At 61.0% G+C, this 17,039-nt stretch carries 23 protein-coding genes; 4 read left to right on the top strand and 19 right to left on the bottom strand.

Annotated elements, in window-relative coordinates; all coding sequences use genetic code 11:
- Positions 1 to 655: 655 nt before the first annotated feature.
- The 4 genes from LOY38_RS19495 to LOY38_RS19510 all read left to right on the top strand — a co-directional run bounded on the left by LOY38_RS19495 (position 656) and on the right by LOY38_RS19510 (position 2,980).
- Positions 656 to 1,327, top strand: coding sequence for a hypothetical protein (locus LOY38_RS19495; RefSeq protein ID WP_258696645.1), 672 nt, complete (start codon positions 656 to 658; stop codon positions 1,325 to 1,327).
- Between the two features lie 21 nt (positions 1,328 to 1,348).
- On the top strand, positions 1,349 to 1,846 hold the full coding sequence (locus LOY38_RS19500; protein WP_258696646.1) for a PAAR domain-containing protein: 498 nt from the start codon (positions 1,349 to 1,351) through the stop codon (positions 1,844 to 1,846).
- 133 nt (positions 1,847 to 1,979) lie between these two features.
- Entirely contained in the window at positions 1,980 to 2,585 is a 606-nt protein-coding gene (locus tag LOY38_RS19505) for a hypothetical protein (protein ID WP_258696647.1), read from the top strand.
- Positions 2,582 to 2,980 (top strand): hypothetical protein, encoded by a 399-nt coding sequence (locus LOY38_RS19510; protein ID WP_258696648.1) that lies wholly within the window; start codon positions 2,582 to 2,584, stop codon positions 2,978 to 2,980. The genes LOY38_RS19505 and LOY38_RS19510 overlap by 4 nt, the downstream gene beginning before the upstream one ends.
- 88 nt (positions 2,981 to 3,068) lie before the next feature.
- Here LOY38_RS19510 and LOY38_RS19515 read toward each other — a convergent pair whose 3' ends face one another.
- The 19 genes from LOY38_RS19515 to LOY38_RS19605 form a co-directional block, all read right to left on the bottom strand.
- Positions 3,069 to 3,539: a lysis protein gene (locus LOY38_RS19515; protein WP_258696649.1), complete on the bottom strand. Its 471-nt coding sequence runs from the start codon at positions 3,537 to 3,539 to the stop codon at positions 3,069 to 3,071.
- Between the two features lie 32 nt (positions 3,540 to 3,571).
- Positions 3,572 to 4,105, bottom strand: a complete 534-nt coding sequence (locus tag LOY38_RS19520) for a glycoside hydrolase family 19 protein (RefSeq protein WP_258696650.1) — start codon at positions 4,103 to 4,105, stop codon at positions 3,572 to 3,574.
- A 55-nt stretch (positions 4,106 to 4,160) separates the two neighbouring features.
- Complete coding sequence (locus tag LOY38_RS19525; RefSeq protein ID WP_258696651.1) at positions 4,161 to 5,210, bottom strand: phage late control D family protein; 1,050 nt, start codon at positions 5,208 to 5,210, stop codon at positions 4,161 to 4,163.
- Positions 5,211 to 5,305: 95 nt separating this feature from the next.
- Positions 5,306 to 5,512 carry a tail protein X gene (locus tag LOY38_RS19530; protein WP_258696652.1) on the bottom strand — a complete coding sequence of 69 codons (207 nt, stop codon included), beginning with the start codon at positions 5,510 to 5,512 and terminating at the stop codon, positions 5,306 to 5,308.
- The gene (locus LOY38_RS19535; protein WP_258696653.1) at positions 5,487 to 6,332 is read right to left on the bottom strand and encodes a phage tail protein; all 846 of its coding nucleotides are present in this window, start codon (positions 6,330 to 6,332) and stop codon (positions 5,487 to 5,489) included. Before LOY38_RS19535 ends, LOY38_RS19530 begins: the two co-directional genes overlap by 26 nt.
- A gap of 12 nt (positions 6,333 to 6,344) precedes the next feature.
- The gene (locus tag LOY38_RS19540) at positions 6,345 to 8,837 is read right to left on the bottom strand and encodes a phage tail tape measure protein (protein WP_258696654.1); all 2,493 of its coding nucleotides are present in this window, start codon (positions 8,835 to 8,837) and stop codon (positions 6,345 to 6,347) included.
- Between the two features lie 144 nt (positions 8,838 to 8,981).
- Positions 8,982 to 9,293 carry a phage tail assembly protein gene (locus LOY38_RS19545; protein WP_258696655.1) on the bottom strand — a complete coding sequence of 104 codons (312 nt, stop codon included), beginning with the start codon at positions 9,291 to 9,293 and terminating at the stop codon, positions 8,982 to 8,984.
- An 11-nt stretch (positions 9,294 to 9,304) separates the two neighbouring features.
- Positions 9,305 to 9,808: a phage major tail tube protein gene (locus LOY38_RS19550; RefSeq protein ID WP_258696656.1), complete on the bottom strand. Its 504-nt coding sequence runs from the start codon at positions 9,806 to 9,808 to the stop codon at positions 9,305 to 9,307.
- Between the two features lie 12 nt (positions 9,809 to 9,820).
- On the bottom strand, positions 9,821 to 10,987 hold the full coding sequence (locus tag LOY38_RS19555) for a phage tail sheath family protein (RefSeq protein ID WP_258696657.1): 1,167 nt from the start codon (positions 10,985 to 10,987) through the stop codon (positions 9,821 to 9,823).
- Between the two features lie 102 nt (positions 10,988 to 11,089).
- Positions 11,090 to 11,494: a phage tail assembly chaperone gene (locus LOY38_RS19560; RefSeq protein WP_258696658.1), complete on the bottom strand. Its 405-nt coding sequence runs from the start codon at positions 11,492 to 11,494 to the stop codon at positions 11,090 to 11,092.
- A gap of 2 nt (positions 11,495 to 11,496) precedes the next feature.
- A complete protein-coding gene (locus LOY38_RS19565) occupies positions 11,497 to 13,107 on the bottom strand; it encodes a phage tail protein (RefSeq protein WP_309475854.1) in 1,611 nt (536 codons plus the stop codon).
- A 22-nt stretch (positions 13,108 to 13,129) separates the two neighbouring features.
- A complete protein-coding gene (locus LOY38_RS19570; RefSeq protein ID WP_258696660.1) occupies positions 13,130 to 13,741 on the bottom strand; it encodes a phage tail protein I in 612 nt (203 codons plus the stop codon).
- Positions 13,738 to 14,625, bottom strand: coding sequence for a baseplate J/gp47 family protein (locus LOY38_RS19575; RefSeq protein WP_258696661.1), 888 nt, complete (start codon positions 14,623 to 14,625; stop codon positions 13,738 to 13,740). The genes LOY38_RS19570 and LOY38_RS19575 overlap by 4 nt, the downstream gene beginning before the upstream one ends.
- Complete coding sequence (locus LOY38_RS19580) at positions 14,622 to 14,948, bottom strand: GPW/gp25 family protein (RefSeq protein ID WP_258696662.1); 327 nt, start codon at positions 14,946 to 14,948, stop codon at positions 14,622 to 14,624. The genes LOY38_RS19575 and LOY38_RS19580 overlap by 4 nt, the downstream gene beginning before the upstream one ends.
- Positions 14,949 to 14,953: 5 nt before the next feature.
- Entirely contained in the window at positions 14,954 to 15,169 is a 216-nt protein-coding gene (locus LOY38_RS19585) for a hypothetical protein (RefSeq protein WP_258696663.1), read from the bottom strand.
- 54 nt (positions 15,170 to 15,223) lie between these two features.
- Positions 15,224 to 15,799 (bottom strand): phage baseplate assembly protein V, encoded by a 576-nt coding sequence (locus LOY38_RS19590; RefSeq protein WP_258700761.1) that lies wholly within the window; start codon positions 15,797 to 15,799, stop codon positions 15,224 to 15,226.
- The gene (locus tag LOY38_RS19595; protein WP_258696664.1) at positions 15,799 to 16,314 is read right to left on the bottom strand and encodes a hypothetical protein; all 516 of its coding nucleotides are present in this window, start codon (positions 16,312 to 16,314) and stop codon (positions 15,799 to 15,801) included. Before LOY38_RS19595 ends, LOY38_RS19590 begins: the two co-directional genes overlap by 1 nt.
- A complete protein-coding gene (locus LOY38_RS19600) occupies positions 16,289 to 16,672 on the bottom strand; it encodes a hypothetical protein (protein ID WP_258696665.1) in 384 nt (127 codons plus the stop codon). Before LOY38_RS19600 ends, LOY38_RS19595 begins: the two co-directional genes overlap by 26 nt.
- Positions 16,672 to 16,986, bottom strand: a complete 315-nt coding sequence (locus LOY38_RS19605; RefSeq protein WP_258696666.1) for a hypothetical protein — start codon at positions 16,984 to 16,986, stop codon at positions 16,672 to 16,674. The genes LOY38_RS19600 and LOY38_RS19605 overlap by 1 nt, the downstream gene beginning before the upstream one ends.
- Positions 16,987 to 17,039: the final 53 nt, after the last annotated feature.

Here is a 17,039-nt window from a genome sequence, read left to right on the forward strand (position 1 = left end):
AAGAGAAATATCAAACAGTATTGGTGCCAAAGGCAGCGCGAAAAAGGGCCAAAAACGGCGTGAACTCACACAAAGGCAGCGCGAAAAAGGGCCAAAAACGGCGTGAACTCACACAATTTTGAAGAGAAAGCAGGCATGAGAAATCGAGAAGTCACGCAAATGTCACGCACATGAAAAAGGCCAATGCTGTGAACATTGGCCTAAGTCATTGAATTATATGGTCGGGACGGAGTGATTCGAACACTCGACCCCTAGCACCCCATACTGGGGGCATAAAACACCTAACCTATTGTTTTTAAATAAATAAATGCCTTATTCAGTCGGGCAAAATATCCGTACTTTTGTGCTTATGCAAACGAGAAACCGTGGCCTCCAGCGGTGGTTTTGCGCGCCCCCCTCCCCCGGCGTCCTGCCGACCGAACACAATCACACCTCCCCCGCACCACCGCGGATGAACCTGCGTCACGAATGGGGCAACCACACCAGACGCTCCGCGCCAGGCTCGAACGCCAAGGCGGTACGGCCCACGAAATCGGCGATCATTGACTGGTTGTCAACCTAAACATTGTAAATATTGTTGAGCGCGACTTCTGCCTAGGGCATTCTTCGCGACGCACATTTACATGGACGGTAATATTTGATGCGCCCTGCACCTATGGATGTGCCCATCCCCTGCGCCTGCACACTCGATACCTCGCTTCATCCCAGCGGCCTAAAAACCTCATTACGCCTTTATGGGCTAGTTCGCATCGTCGGTTTCAGCGACATACCTGCGAGCACGCCGGTTGAAATTCTTTGCGCGGCGTCCGGCGAAGGCAAGGCGATTCGGGCCTTCGTTTCAAGGCTGGACGCTGAGTTGGTTGCCAGGTCAATGCCTGACTCAGGTTATCGTGTCGTACCGCTGGCACAATTCGACCCCACTGGATTTATCCAGCAACACCAGGGTTGGCTGACCGTCCACATCACCTGTGGTTTTTCCTCGCAGCGCGACACGTTACGACTTGCAGATGGTGACTTGCCAAGCTTGGGCTGGTTTATTTACGCCCAGACAGGCCCCTGGAGCCCGGGGCGCTTCATCCACTGGGGCGAAGAAGTCGCCGAGATATTGCTCAGTACCTACCGCAGCGTCGGCATGCCCAATTACAACGCTTGGCTCAACCAGCTTGATGGCTATTCCACCCAGGCCATGGACAACTGCGTCGAAATCGCCTGGCAGGCGTTATTGGCTTGCCGTCCCATGCGCGAAAACCACCGAGCACTGTTCAACCCTAGGGATGAGTGCTGGCGCTTTTCCGACTCGCCCATCGACCCTTATTACCCCATTTGAAACCTTGAAAAGGAACTTCCCATGAGTGGCAAACCTGCTGCCCGAGTTACAGATCCCACCAATTGTCCGCTTCCGGGACATGGCACGAATCCGATTGCCAGTGGCTCCCCCAATGTGAATTTCGATGGCCTTGCCGCCGCTCGCATGACCGATAAATCCGCATGCGGGAGCCCGATCACCGGTGCCGTCAGCTCGACGGTTCTCATCAATGGACTGAATGCCGCTACTCAAGGAAGTACAGGTGGCCACGGAAACGTGGTTATGGGTGGATCCGGCACGGTCATTATTGGCGACACCTTCGTACCAGCCCCCTTCAGCGGCCTGCTGCCGATGCCAGTGCACTTCAGCGACAAGTTCAGACTAGTTGACCAAGACTCGGGCGAGCCTCTACCCAATCTTAATTACGCCATCCAGCGCGCTGACGGCAGCATGGAACACGGTGTAAGTGATCCGATGGGGTATACGCATGTAGTGAGTTCGCACCTGTCCGAAACAATCAAACTGTTTCTGGAGGACTAAGGCATGGCAGCAGATGCCCTTCATACAACCGACTGCACACAATCTTCCCCAGACCAAAGAACAAGTTTCATTATTTCTGTTTGCCCAGAGGGGCAGACAGTGAGCGTCAAAATCTATATTGGTGACTTTCATCATGGCTGAAGTGGTTAGCAAGAATGGCAGAAAAATGTCTCCCGTAGCCACAAGAGCGGTGACGCCCGTCAAAGACTCCACCCCAAAAACTGTATCGCTGGACGCAAAGAAACAGGTAAGACGGGCCGAGAATGAGGAGTATTTGAAGAATAAAAACGTGAAGGCATTTTTGGTTGCCATTGCCGAATCTGAAGGCGGTAGCTACCACGCGAAATATGGTTATGGCTGGGCACCGGGTTTTAAAACTGGAAAATGGACTTTCACTGATGAGTCCACCCATCCGGGGGCAGGTCACGGCGGAAAAACTACGGCATCGGGCATGTATCAAATTACCATTGCCACTTGGCGCGAGTATGCCGAAAAGATGGGACTCACCGACTTTACGCCTAATACGCAAGACCTTATCGCGGTCGACATTCTGCGCACCCTCGGTGTGATCGACAAGATCAAGGCCGGCGACATCCCGGGAGCAATGCCGAAGGCGGCAACGAGGTGGGCGGCACTCCCCGAAGGGCCTGGTAAGAAAAATCATTATCCGCCGCAACCGTATGCCGAGTATCCAAAGTTTTTGGAGAGCTACAAATCGGCTGGAGGGACTGTCAAATGAAGTTTTCAATCCTCGCGCTCGTCGCACTTTATTGCATTGGCACCAGCGCAGCGTTTGCCGATGGCTCACAGGCGACAAGCGACAGGCGCGGGCCGGCAGGCATCGCCGTCGGTGAGCCCTTGGTCGCGGCCAGGGCCAAGCTGATCAAACAAGGATGGAAGCCGACGCGGATGCATACCACCGACGGCTATGAATATAGTGGCGTGGAGCGGGAGCTGGCTGCACACAAGTTCTTCGAGGTCGATGTCTGCTCTTTTGATAGTTCGCGTTGCATCTTGTTCTACTCAAAGAGCGGCACCTGTCTGCGCGTCGACACCATTGGGGAACAACTCAATGACATGACGGTTACGCGATGGACCGATGAGTGTCCTGACGCGCCTCCAAAAACCAAGTAAGCGCGGCGCGGGATAGCAACCGACCATTTTGAATGGGGCGACATTTGCCAGTACCTGGCCCCGCGCCGAAAATTGCGGTCATTCAACCTCAGTGTGATACCCCCCTCACATACGCTTGGCACGCAGCCAGGGCAATCAATCCCCGGTCGCCTTCATCGGTGATGGCGACAATTCGTTGAGCATGCGCTGGGTCAAGTTGGGCGCGCGCTCCTCCATGAACCACGCCGCTGGCTTCGGTACCGGCTGGCACTGAACAGCCACTGGCTGGATCCTCAGAAAGGAGGACTGACAGCCGCAAATCAGAAGTGGCAAGACGATCGCGCAGGCGGTCCTGGTCTTTTTGTGCATCGCTCAATTTCCTGTAGTGGGTTTGTTCGCTGACCGACAGACGCTGCTCGAGGGCCAGACGCTTGTCCTGCTCGGCCAGTTGCGCGGTGGCGGCTATCAGGGTCAGTTGATTGAGGGTTTCGGCTTGCAACCGCGCCTGCTCGGCCAGTTGCTTCCCGTAGCGCCAGCCTTGTAACTGCCAAGTACTGCCGGCTCCGATCAGAACCAGCATCAGTGCGCCGACCGCCTTCCACGGGACCGCAATCACAACAGCACCGCCCGCGCCCGCGACCAGATTTCCAGCCGGTCCTGCAAACCGTTCAATCCGCCGTTGATGCGTCGGGTTATGCTGTTGAATTGGTCCCGGTCGGCTAAGTCGTTCAATCCGTTCTGTTTCCAGAACCACGCCGCGGACATCGCAGCGTGCTGTGGTATTTCCAGCAGTTCGGGCTGCGCAATCAAGTCCAAGCCCAGCGCCTCACCGCATGCCGCGTAATTCGCCCGACCAGTGACCTGAATCAGGCCTCGCCCTCGGTATTTTGAGCCGTCACCGGGCTTGGTGTTGCCCAAGTCTTTCCGGCCTTCGTAACCAGACTGGGCTGAGGTTGGTCCCCAGACTTCGCGAACGTTGCGCAGTTGACCAGACTCATGGCCGATCTGGGCAATGAATGCGGCGATGCGCTTGCTACCGACGATCTGGTAGCGCTGCATGGCCGTATTTAGGACGGGTACAAAAACGCCGGCTTTGGCGCCGGCCTTCGGGAAGATCTGCAATAACTGTTGTTGTGTGAGAGACATAAAAACTCCATGCATAAAAAAGCCGCACTCGGCGGGTTATGGGTTCTCGGTAGCGTTACTTCAGGGATACGACTTTGACCGGCTTGGCCTCCTTCTTCTTTTTCTTGCCTTTGGCGTTGGCCTTGCCATTCTTGCCGCCGTTGCATTCGACGGTGGTCGACCAGCCGGCTTGGGTGTAGGTCTGTTCCACCGAGTCGGCCAGATATTCACCGTCGAGGCCGATCTTGAAGCCCTGGGCGATCACCGGGCGCTCGGCAAACAGGTCCGTACGGCCGGGCATTTCGAAGCGCACGCCGGCGGTCGAGCGATTGAACGCCGCCAAGCGTGCCTTGGCCGCTGCTTCGGCCGCCGTCTTGTTCGGGTGAATGTGCCGATCGGTATGCACCGCCGGCAGTCCCGCCGGCGCGTCGTCGTTCTCCAGGGACACCACGACGACTTTTCCGGTCTTCTTGTCCTGGTGCTTGGCCCCGACCGCCTTGTGCGAATCACGATCCTCGAAGTTGAACTGCCAGCGGCTGACGTCTTGGCGCGTGATCACGATCGGCGCGAAGGCCTTACCGCTCGCACTCTGTCCGCCCTGACGCGGCATCACCAGCAACTTGCCGTCAGCGACCTTCGCCGTGCAGTCGTACTGCTTGGCCAGTCGCGTGATGAAATTGAAGTCGGATTCGTTGAGCTGGTCGGCCCGCGCCACCTTCGTACTGACCGGACACACCGGCGACCAGCCGTTGCGCGCGGCCACGTCGGCGACGATCTTCGACAGCGGCACGTTTTCCCAGCTTCCGCTACGAATGGTCTTGCCGCTGCCGCGCATGTCGCTGGCCTTACCCTTGATCACGATGGTATCCGGCGGTCCGGACACAGAGACACCGTCCGCCACGTAGCGGCCCAGCCGGACCAGCGACGTCTCAAGGTAGCCCAGGTAGATCTCGATCCCCACGCCTTTGCGCGGCAACGTCACCCGCCCGTCGCGATCGTCAATGCGCAGTTCGAATTCGTCGGACTCCATGCCGGTCTTGTCGGTGACACTCAACTGAATCAGCCGGTCATTCAACAGCGCCGTGATGTCGTTGCCGTCGGCCACAATACGGAATCGGGGGGTCATGGATTTTTTCCAAAAGAAAGCCCGCACGGGGCGGGCCAAGTCAGCGGAGCGTTACGCGTAACGCGAGAGGTCGCCGGCGGCGCCGGCGGACGGGATCAGTCCCACAAGGTGATTGCCTCGGCCACCGGGTGCGCCAGATCCGGCAGGACGATCACCACGCCGGCACGGTAGGGCTGTTCCTCGTCGGCCAGCCCCTGATTGGCATCCAGCACCGCCTCGACGCAGCCATTCAGGTGGCCGTAAAAGTTGTGACAGATGGTATCCAGCAGATCCCCGTCAGACGTTCTGCATGTCGTCGCCATAGCGCACAAACTCCAAGGTAAAGGCCTGCTTGCGCGGAATGCCGCCGGCCATCAGCGAACTCTGTTCCTCGTCCACACTCTTGAGGCACCAGGTTCCCAGCACGTCGCCATACCCCGTGGTCAGGGTCAGCGGCTGAAGCTGGGCGCCGAGTGCGCGCAGGGTGTCGAGCTGCTTTAGCCCACCCTTGAAGCCCGGGAAGATCGCCCCCTTGAGGGTGATTTTCTCGTCGCCGATGCCCACCGCCTGCTGCGCCGGACGCCGCGACAGGCGCTCCTGCGAGGCCCAGCGGAATTCGGTCGAGCGGCGCAGCTCGTCAAAGGCGGCCGTGTCCAGGTTGAAGGTGTACTGCGGCGCCTTCGGATCTTGCGGCTGGATGATCAGCAGGTGCGGGAACGGCTTCACCGCTTCCGGCGCCGGCGTCTGATCCGTGGCAAAGGCGCCGGTGGGCAGGATGTTGGCCAGCGCCGGGCTGGCCTTGCCGGCAATCTTGTTGATGGCCGTGGCAGCCCGGCCGGCCTGTTCCTTCAGCACCCCCAGGCGCTCGTCAATCTGTGCGGCCGCGCGGGTGGCCGTGCCGTACATGGCCACCACTCGACCAACCTGCGCCTGTGCCGCATTGACCCCACGCATCACGCGCTGAAGCTTGGCCCCGATCGCCGGCCCGACAAAGGGCAGGCCCTCCAGCTCGGACGCGGCGCCGGTGATTTCTCCGATCGCGCCATTCACCGGCGCCATCATCCCATCAAGGCTGCGCCGGCCCGTCTCGCCGGCCGTGGCCAAGTACTTCATCCCCGATTGCAACTGCCCCAATGCTTCCATGAATCCCCCTGATTAAACGTGCGGCGCATCAAACAGCTTGCGGTTTTCCTGCTGCTTGGCGAGGTCGCGGTAGTGCTGATCGAGCATCGGCTTGAGCTTGTTGTAGAGCGCGTTGGCGTCCTGCACGTCGCCCTGCACGGTCAACGAAAACGGCGCTTGAATGTCCACCCTGGCTTCGATGTTGGCCGGCGGCGCAGCGGTCGGCGCTGGCTTGGCCAACGGCCCGGCCTTGGCGTCGGCACTGGCTTCCGGCAGCAGCATCGAGCGCCCGGCATCGCCGATCTGCGCCGACGCGGCCGGCGCCGGCGTCTGACCCGGCAGCGACATCATCAGCGGCGCCGCCCCCGACGGCTTGGTGAACGATTTGGCGATGTCGCCCATCACCGGCGGGATGTCCTTGCCGGCATTGCTCATCATCAGCGGCCCGGCGGCCGGCATCCGCTTCAGCTCGTCGGGCGTGCCAAACATCGACTTGCCGATCGCACCACCCAGCGCGTCACCGCCTTGGCTGCCGAGATATCCCCCAATCAAGCCGCCTACAAAGGTGCCAATCACCGGCAACACCGCCGTACCGATCGCCGCTCCAGCGGCGGCACCGGTCAGCGTGCCTGCCAACCCACCCGCCGCCGCGCCGTAGCCTTCAGCCTTCTCGTCCTGCGTTTCTGCGTTCTGGTAGGTGTCATAGGCCTTGAACCCGGCGTCAGCGACAGCGAACACCGCCGCCCCCTTCACGACGTTGCCGACACCTCGACCCATGCTGCCACCCCGGCCTCCCTTGCCACCACCCTTGCCTTTCTTGCCCTTCTTGTCGTCGCCGGCATCGAGGTCGCCGCCATCCAGCCCGCCGGCACCACCGGCCGGCAGGTTGGTCACAATCACCTTTTGCGGAATGTTCGGATTGCCCATCAGTGAGCCGCGGCCGATATTCATCAGCCCCTTGGCCATCTTGAAGCCACTCACCGCCGCCGACAGACCGATCAAGCCGGCAGTGGCCAGACCGATGCCTGTTACCAGCCGGGGCGATTCGTCCGCCAGCTTCGCCAGCCCGCCAGCCACGGACGTGATGCCGCCAACCACCGCATCCGTCACCGGCCGCATGGCATCGCCAATGGCACGCATGGAATCATCAAGGCCTTGCACCATCTCGGCCTGTTTCTGCGCCGAGGATTCCCGACGCTCAGCCAGGTTCTTGTCCAGAATCCCGGTCGCGCTGGCCGACTCCTTTTTCAGCTTGTCGTACAGATCCTTGTTCTGCATGTACGCGGTCAAGGCGCCCTTGACCTGCATGTCGGCGAACAGGTCGCCGGTACGCAGCGCCGATTCAAGGGAGGCGATCATGGCCTTGGCTTTCTCCGGATCAGACTCCTTGCTGATCGCGGCCGTGGCTTTCGCCATTTCGGCGGCCTTCTTCGGGTCGGTCGCCTCGATGTACTTTTGGGCCAGCGCAAAGCTGGATTCCAAGGTGGACTTGCCATTCTGCAGGCCGGTGTTCATCGATCCCTGATAGTCGATGCCGGCCTTCTTGTACGCCTCGACGGTGTCACCGGAGCCGATTTTCTCCATCCAGTTCTTGAGGTTGTTGGCCGCTTCATCCGAACCGCCGGCGGTCTTCATCTGCACCTGAAGCATCGACCCCAGTTGCGTCACCGAGTCCATGCCGGTAATGCCCAGCTTGCCCATGCCCGCCAGCAGCTCAGGGAACCAGCGCGCCATGTCGGCCGCCTCAAAGCTGCCCGCCTGCCCTTGGTAGGCGATCGCCTCCAGTGCCTTTTGCATGACCACGGGGTCGGTGATCTTGGCGTTCTGCCCCAGGGCGTTGATCATCTTGGCGGTTTCGGTGCCGTCCGATCCCTGCCCGACGGAGAACTTGGCCGCCGTTGGGGCATAGGCCAGCGCCTTGTCCAGCTCCATGCCGGCGCCCACCAGGGCGTTCACCACCTCGGCCACCTGATTGCGCGCCATGCCGGTGTCGCGTGACGTGTCGATCACGGTCTTGGACAGCGTCGCCTCTTCGGGCGTGTTTGCAATGTTGGCCTTGATCGCAATGTCACGAATGATCGCGCCATAGTCCGCGCTGATCTTCGCCGGTATGACCATGGCCGCCGTGGCCGCCGTGGCTTGGCCGATGCTGCTTTTCATCTGCTGCTTGCCGGCGTCGAGCTGCATGTGGCCCTTGGCTTTCAGCTCGGCCGCGCGCGCCGTGTTGCCCATCTGGGTGTAAGCCTTGCCCAGATTGCGTACCTCGACGCCCTGCTTCTTCAGGGCGGCCAGATTGGCCTCCAGTCGCGTGCGCAACTTGTCGGCGCCCTTCTCGCCCTCCCTGTGCGCCTTCAGCCACTCTTCACGCAGGCGCATGGTTTCGCCGATAGACTTTTCCAGCACCCGGGCTTTTTTCCCGGTTTCTTCCAGCTTCTTGATGCGGCTGGAAACGTCCTTGAAGGCCGCCCCCACCGTGGAACTGACGGCGCCGCCAATAACCAGCCCGAGCGCAAGTTTATTGCTCATGTGCGTGCCCTATTCGTCGAGTCGAAAGTGGCTCAATCCGTGAGCCACCACAGCATCCGATCAAAGCTCATGGCCTCGATCTCGGCGGCAGAGAAACCTGTCTCTCTCGCCAAGCGCTTGGCCGCGATCCTTTGCGTTTCGGCGTTAAAGTTCGTCCTCTTCGACCAGGCGAAAATAGCCCGCCTGCAAGCGGTTGTAATTGCGCAGACTGAGCGCCGCAATCTCCGGTTCGGTCGCCATCAACAGGCTGCACAACATGTTGATTTCGATCTGCTCGTAGTCGCCCTTCGCCGTCGCATTGGCGGCGCGCTGGTCGCGTACCGTCGGCGCGCGCATGGTCAGCTTGTCCACCTTGACGCCACCAATCTCGACGGCGCCCACCATGCTGATTACTGCACTCTCGTCGCTGACAGCCAGCCACTTCGGGGTCTTTTTGCTTGCATTTTCTTGAGTCATTTTCTGAGTCCTTAGAGGCCGAGGGCCGAACGTTCGGCGGCCAACTGGTCAACGCCATCGACAACCATGATCATGTTGAGCGGATCGATCTCGTACATCACACGCCCGTCGATTTCGAGCTTGTAGTAGGTGATCTTTACCCCGTGCTTGATTTCGCCAACGGTGGCGGGCTTCCAGTCGCCCATATCCACCTCTTTCACGCCACCGCGCAGGGTGACAATCACCGGCACCACACGGCCTTTCAGATCCGCAAACGCACCACGGAACACCAGACTGGTCGCCGTCTGGTCAGCCAGACCAAAGAACTTCAGCGACTCGCGGCGCACGCCGTTGGTGGTAAATGCTGACTCCAGCTTTTCCATGCCCACGGCGAATTCGATCGGGGCGAACATGCCGCCGCCCTGATAGTCCTCGACTTTTTGGGTCAGCTTGGGCAGCGACAGGGTCGGCACGTCGCCGGAGAAACTGACGCCGTCCACAAACAGGTTCATGTTCTTAAGAACTTGAGGAATCATCGGTTAGCCCCCTTAGGCTTCAAGCACTTCGGTCAGCCACTCGTTGGTGACCTCGATCAGGAAATTCGGGTTTTCGGCCGGCGGCACGTCGGTGAAGCGGATACGCCAATACACCTTGCCCTGCTCGATCTGGCTGGCCGTGTTCATTTCGGTGTCCGGATAGACTTCGAAGTTGATGATCGCGCCGGCGTTCTTCTGGTCGCGCATGAACGCCTGAAGGCCTTCGGTGACGTCCTTGACGTAGGTCTTGGTGATCGAGCGGTCGACTGCCCACTTGTGGCCCGCCTGAATCGCATCCATGAGGATGTCGCAGGTACGCACGCGGGTGACGAACGCCCATTTCGGATCGCTGGACAGCGTGCGGTTGCCCCACAGACGGAAACCGCCGTCGCGAATGATCGTGGTGATGTTCGCGTTGTTCAGCAGGTTGGCCCGGCATGTTTCGTCACCGTCCAGGTACTCGATCGGGCGAGTGGTGCCGGTGATGCCGACAAACTCCTTGTTCGACGGCGACGCCCAATAGCCGTAAGTCGCATCCGTCCAGGCAAACAGACCCGCCGTCCACGCCGAACCCGGTGCGTCGATCGTCGCGCTCTCGATGGTGTCCCAGAACTGCACCCCCGGATCGACCAGAAACAGCCGCTTGCTGCCGAAGTTCAAGGCATAGGCCATGGCGGCCTCATCGGTGGTATTCGGCCCGTCGATGATCGCCATCGCGCGCAGCTTTGCGGCCAGCGCATCCATCGCGGTCGCCACCGCCTGGGTCGCCGAATGCCCCGGGGCGATCAGCAGCTTGGGCTGGGCGTTGTGCTTGCTCTTGCCGTCCAGCAGCGCCTGAAGGCCGGTACGCTGGCCATCGGCGAGAACGCCACCGATGATGGCCGAGGTTTGCAGCGCAGCGTCCTCGAGCTTGGGCACGCCGACAGCGACGATCACCGCCTTGGCCCGCACGTAGATTGCAGCCGCCGCCTTGGCGATGGCCGAGCCTGCACCGAACGCCGCGATGGCTTCGCGCTCGGAGGTGATCAGCTTCAGCTCGCCGGCCTTGGCCGTGCCGCCGCCGAGAATACCGGGGATGAAGGTGTCGCACAGACCAATGATCGAGGACGACGGCAGCGAGATAGTGCGCGCACCGGTTTCGATCAGCGTGGTCGTGACGCCGTGAAAAAAACCACTCATAAGGGTCAATCTCCAGAAACGAAAAAGCCCCGCATAAGCGAGGCTGTGAGGGTGTTCGTGTTACGCGTAACGGAAAAGAAAACGCCCCGTCAGTGCGGGGCGTCAGGGGACAATGATTGTTGCGAGCCAGTCCGGCGCGACGGGCCGGCCCGCACTCTCGGGAAACGCTGAACCTTCGGGCCAGTCGCGCAACTGCTTGCGGTACACAAGCAACGCCGAAAACTGCTCAGTTGCCAGCGTCGTCGCCTCGCCCATGTCCTGTTCATCACGATGCCGGGCGACCAGCCATTCATTACCCGCCAGTTCACTGTCACGCCAAAACCGCTCGCTGGCGGCCAGGGCCTCCGCAGAAAGGCCCGCAGGAGGCGAAAAGGTGCCGCTACTAAATGTCCAACCCAGCCCGACAGCCGCCGGGCAGGCCTTCCAGACCCATGACGCGTGATAGCGACCCGCCGGATCAATGTCGGTCACCTCAATGACGCGACCGCTTTCAATATGTGCCCACATACTCACCACCTTATGCTGACGGAGCCGGCCGCACCGGCACCAGAAAGACCGCCGTTGTCCATCCGCCCCCCACCGCCACCGCCCGGACCTTGGCCACTTCTGAGCGGGGACTGACCGACACCAGCCGCGTCGACCGCTGCGCCGGCGCCACCTGGCCCGCCACCGCTGCCCGGAAAACCATACGATGTCGCATTTACCCGGCCGCCGGATTGACCATCGCCCAAGCCCCAATTTTGATCCCCACCCGTGCCCACGCCACTTTTACCACCGCCACCGCTGGAGTCACCGCCACCGCCCCCAGTGGCCGACATGAAGCCGCCGAATGAGGAACCGCCACCGGCAAGGCCCGGACCGCCACTCACGCTGTAGGAAACTCCCGCGCCGCCAGCGCCGACCGTGATCGTAATGACGGCACCCGGCACCAGCGTCACCAAGCCTTCAGCCACCCCGCCACCGCCACCGCCCGGACCGAAGAGCTGGCTGTTGCGCCCACTCCCCCCCGCCCCTTTGACGATCGCGTATCCCTTTGTCACACCCGCCGGAACCGTCCACGTATAGACCCCCGCTACAGCCCAGGAAAGAAACCCCCGGTAGGGCAAATCGGCAATCGCGGCGCGCGTCGCGTCAGTCGGATGAACGTGATCAGAGCGTGCCACACGCTTCGACACGCCCGGCGCTGCCGCGCCATCAACCTTCGGGTTCTCGTCAGACGCTTGACCCAGCACAAACTCGCAGGAAGCAATCTGTGGCGACCCGGTGTCCTTGGCGGCCGTCGGCGTCTCGGGAACACCGGTCAGTTTTGGCGATGCCAGCGGCGCAAACCCGAAGGTCACGTTTTGAAAGGTCAGCGCCGTGGTGCCCAGCACAATCACGGCGTCGGTGATTAACTGCCAGCGCGTATCGGCCAGCGTGACCCCTTGCTCGACGGACACCAGTAACGCCGAGGTCACTTCGGCATTGGTGTCAGCATCTAGAGCCCGCGACCAAGCACCCGCCGCCACCACATACAGGCCGTTGTCTTTGGCCGTTGTCTGGTTCTTCACCAGCACTCGATCACCGGCCACCACTGCGACCCCATCGACCGTCTGAAGACCTGACAGCACGATGTTCGCGGTAGTGGCCACGCGCACCGATTGTTTGCTGTCGAGCTTGTACAGTTCTTCCAGAATTCTGGAGTCGACGTATTCGCGCGTTGCCAGCACAACACTCGGATCGATTTTCAACTGAATGTTGGCGGTGCCATTGGTGATGATGTGCATCCGCACCACCTGGTTGCGGCCCGATCCCTGGGACAGCAACGGCTTATAGCTGGGAGCCGGGTTGGCCACGGCTGAAAACACGCCGTCCTTGTCTTCCAGCGCCAACTCTCGCATCCACCAGCCACCCACATCCGGTGGTAGAACCACCTCGGCGATCAGAATGTTCGAGTCCGTCGGTGACACACGCAGCTGATTGAGCTGGGCGCGATGCACCTGATGGATCAGCGCCGTCTGCGTGGGACTTGGAACTGGATCGGTGCCGTTTGCATCACCGATCAACAAATACTTGGGCTCCCACGGAATACCCAGCGCGTCGCAGTTGGTTTTCTTTGCCGCCCCTAGATTCGTGAGCATGCCGCCAAAAATAGTGTTCGTATCAACCATGGGGGTACACGTCCAATTCGTCGAGTATGTAATTGCTCACGCCGCTATAACCCTGAATCACCACGTCGATATCCGGGTTGCTCCATGGGTAAACATCGATCTCATCGCCGTCATAAACGGCGAAGCCAACGTAAGCGTCGCACCGGGTTTCAAGAATGATGTCCAGCCCTGTCAGGTGCCGACTCACAGGCTTGGCGTCGTCAATCAGGCGCTCAAGCTCCTGATACATTTCCTCGGTGATCCCGGTATCCAGCACGCCGACCTTCAGCGCAAAGGTGCCCGGCACCCCCTCAGGCACAGTCTTGAACCACTCGACAATCTCGATCAGATAGCCCAGCGGCTCGACCACCCGACGCAGCGCGCCGATCGTGCCCTTGTGCTTGTGGATGTAGAACGAGGCCTTGATGGCGGCGCGCTTGGTCGCTTCAGACCACCGATAATCCCAGCGGTCGACCGACCATGCCCACGCCAGATGCGGCAGCAGATGAACCGGACAGGTGTCGGGGTTGTACAGCGTGCGCAGCGGGACAATGGTGCGCTCATAGAAAGCCGCCTCAATCGCCCGCTCCAGTGGCGTGCTATTGCTCGGCAGCAGGCTTTTCATGTCGCCCCCGCCATCGTTACGCTGTAACCCGTGCAATAAGCCGCCTGCGCCTTCGTAGGCGCCAGATCAACCCAGCCGGGCAGCTCGACCCGCGAAACGCCGGCAACGTGCAACTGGGCGTCTACGGCCGACCGTGCCACCTCGACCCCCAGCCGTTTACGCGGATTGATCCACGCCGCCAGTCGCTTGATGGCCTCGGCCAGACTGGCATCCCCTTCAGGGCCGGCGCTGCTCATATGCAGAATCGCATCAATGCGGTAGTCGAGGATTTCCGCACTTTGCACCTTGACCCGATCACCGACCGGGCGGGTATCTTCATCGTCCAATGCCGCCGCGACGATGGCCAGCAGCTCGGCGCCGGCCTCACCCTTACCCTCGGTACTCAGTACCGTTACCGTAACGTTGCACGGGGCCGGGCTTTCAGCGGTGGCGTCGGCCACCAACCCCGAGGCGTTGCGCGTGTGCAGGATGTAGCTGTTACGCGGGCCGGCCGTGGTCAACCCCTCAAAGGCCAACTGGATGCGCTCGCGGTAGGGGTCGTGTTCTTCCATGACCTCGGGCACTGGCGGCACAGCCGTCAGATCCTCGGCCTGAATCACCAGGCGTGGCAGATTGACGTTGGCCCCAAGCTGATCGAGGTCACTCCCGGTCGAATAGGCCAACAGTTGCGCCTTGGCCGCGTCGTTGACCCGGGCACGGTTGCCGAGCTTGATATACGCCCCGACCTCCAGCAGCTTGACCACCGGATCGGACTCCAGGTTGGCCGTCCAGTTGTCGCCCATGTGTCCGCGAAAGATGCTCAGGCAGTCGTCATAGGTCAGCTCATAATCCAGCGGCTCCAGCACGTCCGGTGCCGGCAGCGCTGACAGATCCAAGATACTCATGCGCTCACCTCGACCACAAAGCTGTCGCCCAGGTACTCGCCGGCAACAACCAAATCAATTTTCCCGCCCAGCACGGCCACCACGCGGACACTCTCCAGCTTCACGCGCGGCTCCCACATGCCAATCGCGCGCGCCGCCTCAGCCTGCACCGAGCTTTTCCAGCCGGCGTTTACCGGCAAATCCACGTAGGTGCGCAGCTTGCTGCCGTAGTCCGGGCGCTCCCGACGACTACCCAGCGGCGTGCCGAGAATGTCGGGGATGGCCTGAAGCACATGCTCGATGCCGGAAATGGGCTGGCCGGTGTGGCGATCCATTCCGATCATCTACGTCACTCCAGGGCTTCAAGTTCGGGATGGGCTTTCAGGTAACTGACAGCCTGCTCATCGGATGCCGACACCTCGACAATGGCCTTGGCCACCGGCAGCGTGCGCTCCGTTCCGGGGATGCACAGGGTGCGCGAGGTAAAGAGCTTGTCGCTGAATTTCAACAGCAGATCCGCCGCCGGCGATTGGTCGGCGACAGGTGTTGCAGTGGTCTTGGCCATGTTTCCTCCGGGCACAAAAAAGCCCGCACTTGGGCGGGCTGGTTGAATGATTGATTAATGCGTGTGGTGGTTGTCGCTATTACCGGCCGCCATGATGTTGCCGGCGCCGCCGATGTTGCCCGTTACGAGTAACGGCCCGTCGATCTTCACCGGCCCTTTGATATTCACAGTCGCCTCAAGGTCGATCGTTCCAGACTTCACCGTCACCGCGTTATCCGTAACGACGACTTCTGTGCTCCCTACCTTGATCGTCACCGTGCCGGTCGGCAGGGTGACGGTGTAGCTCTTGGCCTGCCAGTCGTAGACCAGCGAGCCGCCATCATCGAAACGCCAGACCTCGACGTGGTCGCGATTGTCGGGCTGGCCGCCCGCATCGCCGTACAGCCCGGGTACAAAGGTGCCCATGCCGGCCTGTCCGCTGGGGTTGAACAGCACGCCCTGCTCTCCTAGGCTCGGCGCCCGCCAGTGTCGTGCCTTGCCGGCCGCGAGGCTGTGCCAGCGAACCCAGGCACTTGTCCACTCGCCATTCGACACCCGCACCGCCGGCGCCGCCAGATCCACCCCCACCACCACGCAAGGCATCAACATGGCCGCAATCATGCGGTCATGCTCAGCCAGTGCGTAGGCAATCATGGCGGGGATTCCGGCGGAAAGAACTCTTCTTTTGAAGCGTCAGCGAGGCCCAGCATCAGCGAGCCCGGCGGCTCGTCCGGCCATGGCCATTCGAACTCTCCGACCTCAAAGGCCTGCGTCCATTGCACCGACCACATGACAAACTGCTCAAGGTCTTGCGCAGGCGCCTCGGGCTGGGCGTGGATGTTCTCCGGCGGGCCGGTGACAATGTCATCCAGCCCCCAATACTGATAATTCAGAATCACGGTCAACTGTGACGCCAGAATGGCCGCCTGTAGCGAAGCCTTCGGCCGTGTCGCGTCGATCAGAATGCACGACTGAAAACGGCCGATCAGCGCCGTTTTTCCTTCGCCGCGCTGATCGCCAAGGGTCATATCCGTCAGCCCGTACAACAGCGCCGGCACATCGACCATCTGCCCCACTTCAGGGAATTCCTCGACGTGCAGAACTTTGGGCATCGCCGCCTTGATCGTGGCGGTGATGGCGCTATGTAATGTCGTCAGTTCGCTCACTGCTCACCCCCAACACCAGATCAACCATGCCCGCGCCGTCAGGCTTCAACCGGCTGACCTTGTAGCGGCCACCGCCCAAAAGGGCCGGCAGTTCGACGGTAAGAAAGTCCCCCGCCTTGACCCCGACCACATCAATCACACGAACCGTCAGCGTTGGCTCAAGCACCGCATCGGCGTTGATGGCCGACCCCAAACGCACCGCCCCACCCTTGCCACCGCCGATTTCGGCACCGACAAAAGGCGAGGCAAATGCCCCCTTGATCGGGCGGCCGTCGGCCAGCGTCGCCGGGTCGCCCAAGCGCTCTACCAGCACTGCGTCCATACGTGCCGCCAGCTCACGAAAGCGCCAGGCGCTCATCACTGGATCAACAACGCAGTGGCGAAGCCGCCAGAGGGATCAGAAGTCAGCTTGCCGAACGGCACCGAGTCGGCGACGGCCGGGGCCACCAGCACGCCCGCCAGAACATTAACCTTCTGGCCCAGCTTCAGCGCGCCGTCCACCGGCAGGCGCCATTCTTCGGCGGTGATGCCCACCATCTTGGCGCCCTTGGTGCCAGTCGACGTGGGAATCACCACCATGTCGTTCAGCACCAGCGGCACGCCCGCGAATGCCCCGGCAGTCGGGGCGATAAAATCAACGGTCATGCCTGTACCGGCGTAGTTCTTAGCCATGGTCAATTTCTCCTATACATAAACAACAAACCCCGCACTTGACGGGGTTTCGA

The organism is Pseudomonas sp. B21-015 (assembly GCF_024749285.1).
GTDB lineage: Bacteria > Pseudomonadota > Gammaproteobacteria > Pseudomonadales > Pseudomonadaceae > Aquipseudomonas.

Bases quoted from the DNA above. Each gene is read 5' to 3' on its own strand.
- LOY38_RS19495 (WP_258696645.1), top strand. From the start codon at position 656: ATGGATGTGCCCATCCCCTGCGCCTGCACACTCGATACCTCGCTTCAT.
- LOY38_RS19500 (WP_258696646.1), top strand. From the start codon at position 1,349: ATGAGTGGCAAACCTGCTGCCCGAGTTACAGATCCCACCAATTGTCCG.
- LOY38_RS19505 (WP_258696647.1), top strand. From the start codon at position 1,980: ATGGCTGAAGTGGTTAGCAAGAATGGCAGAAAAATGTCTCCCGTAGCC.
- LOY38_RS19510 (WP_258696648.1), top strand. From the start codon at position 2,582: ATGAAGTTTTCAATCCTCGCGCTCGTCGCACTTTATTGCATTGGCACC.
- LOY38_RS19515 (WP_258696649.1), bottom strand. From the start codon at position 3,539: ATGCTGGTTCTGATCGGAGCCGGCAGTACTTGGCAGTTACAAGGCTGG.
- LOY38_RS19520 (WP_258696650.1), bottom strand. From the start codon at position 4,105: ATGTCTCTCACACAACAACAGTTATTGCAGATCTTCCCGAAGGCCGGC.
- LOY38_RS19525 (WP_258696651.1), bottom strand. From the start codon at position 5,210: ATGACCCCCCGATTCCGTATTGTGGCCGACGGCAACGACATCACGGCG.
- LOY38_RS19530 (WP_258696652.1), bottom strand. From the start codon at position 5,512: ATGGCGACGACATGCAGAACGTCTGACGGGGATCTGCTGGATACCATC.
- LOY38_RS19535 (WP_258696653.1), bottom strand. From the start codon at position 6,332: ATGGAAGCATTGGGGCAGTTGCAATCGGGGATGAAGTACTTGGCCACG.
- LOY38_RS19540 (WP_258696654.1), bottom strand. From the start codon at position 8,837: ATGAGCAATAAACTTGCGCTCGGGCTGGTTATTGGCGGCGCCGTCAGT.
- LOY38_RS19545 (WP_258696655.1), bottom strand. From the start codon at position 9,293: ATGACTCAAGAAAATGCAAGCAAAAAGACCCCGAAGTGGCTGGCTGTC.
- LOY38_RS19550 (WP_258696656.1), bottom strand. From the start codon at position 9,808: ATGATTCCTCAAGTTCTTAAGAACATGAACCTGTTTGTGGACGGCGTC.
- LOY38_RS19555 (WP_258696657.1), bottom strand. From the start codon at position 10,987: ATGAGTGGTTTTTTTCACGGCGTCACGACCACGCTGATCGAAACCGGT.
- LOY38_RS19560 (WP_258696658.1), bottom strand. From the start codon at position 11,494: ATGTGGGCACATATTGAAAGCGGTCGCGTCATTGAGGTGACCGACATT.
- LOY38_RS19565 (WP_309475854.1), bottom strand. From the start codon at position 13,107: ATGCTCACGAATCTAGGGGCGGCAAAGAAAACCAACTGCGACGCGCTG.
- LOY38_RS19570 (WP_258696660.1), bottom strand. From the start codon at position 13,741: ATGAAAAGCCTGCTGCCGAGCAATAGCACGCCACTGGAGCGGGCGATT.
- LOY38_RS19575 (WP_258696661.1), bottom strand. From the start codon at position 14,625: ATGAGTATCTTGGATCTGTCAGCGCTGCCGGCACCGGACGTGCTGGAG.
- LOY38_RS19580 (WP_258696662.1), bottom strand. From the start codon at position 14,948: ATGATCGGAATGGATCGCCACACCGGCCAGCCCATTTCCGGCATCGAG.
- LOY38_RS19585 (WP_258696663.1), bottom strand. From the start codon at position 15,169: ATGGCCAAGACCACTGCAACACCTGTCGCCGACCAATCGCCGGCGGCG.
- LOY38_RS19600 (WP_258696665.1), bottom strand. From the start codon at position 16,672: ATGAGCGCCTGGCGCTTTCGTGAGCTGGCGGCACGTATGGACGCAGTG.
- LOY38_RS19605 (WP_258696666.1), bottom strand. From the start codon at position 16,986: ATGGCTAAGAACTACGCCGGTACAGGCATGACCGTTGATTTTATCGCC.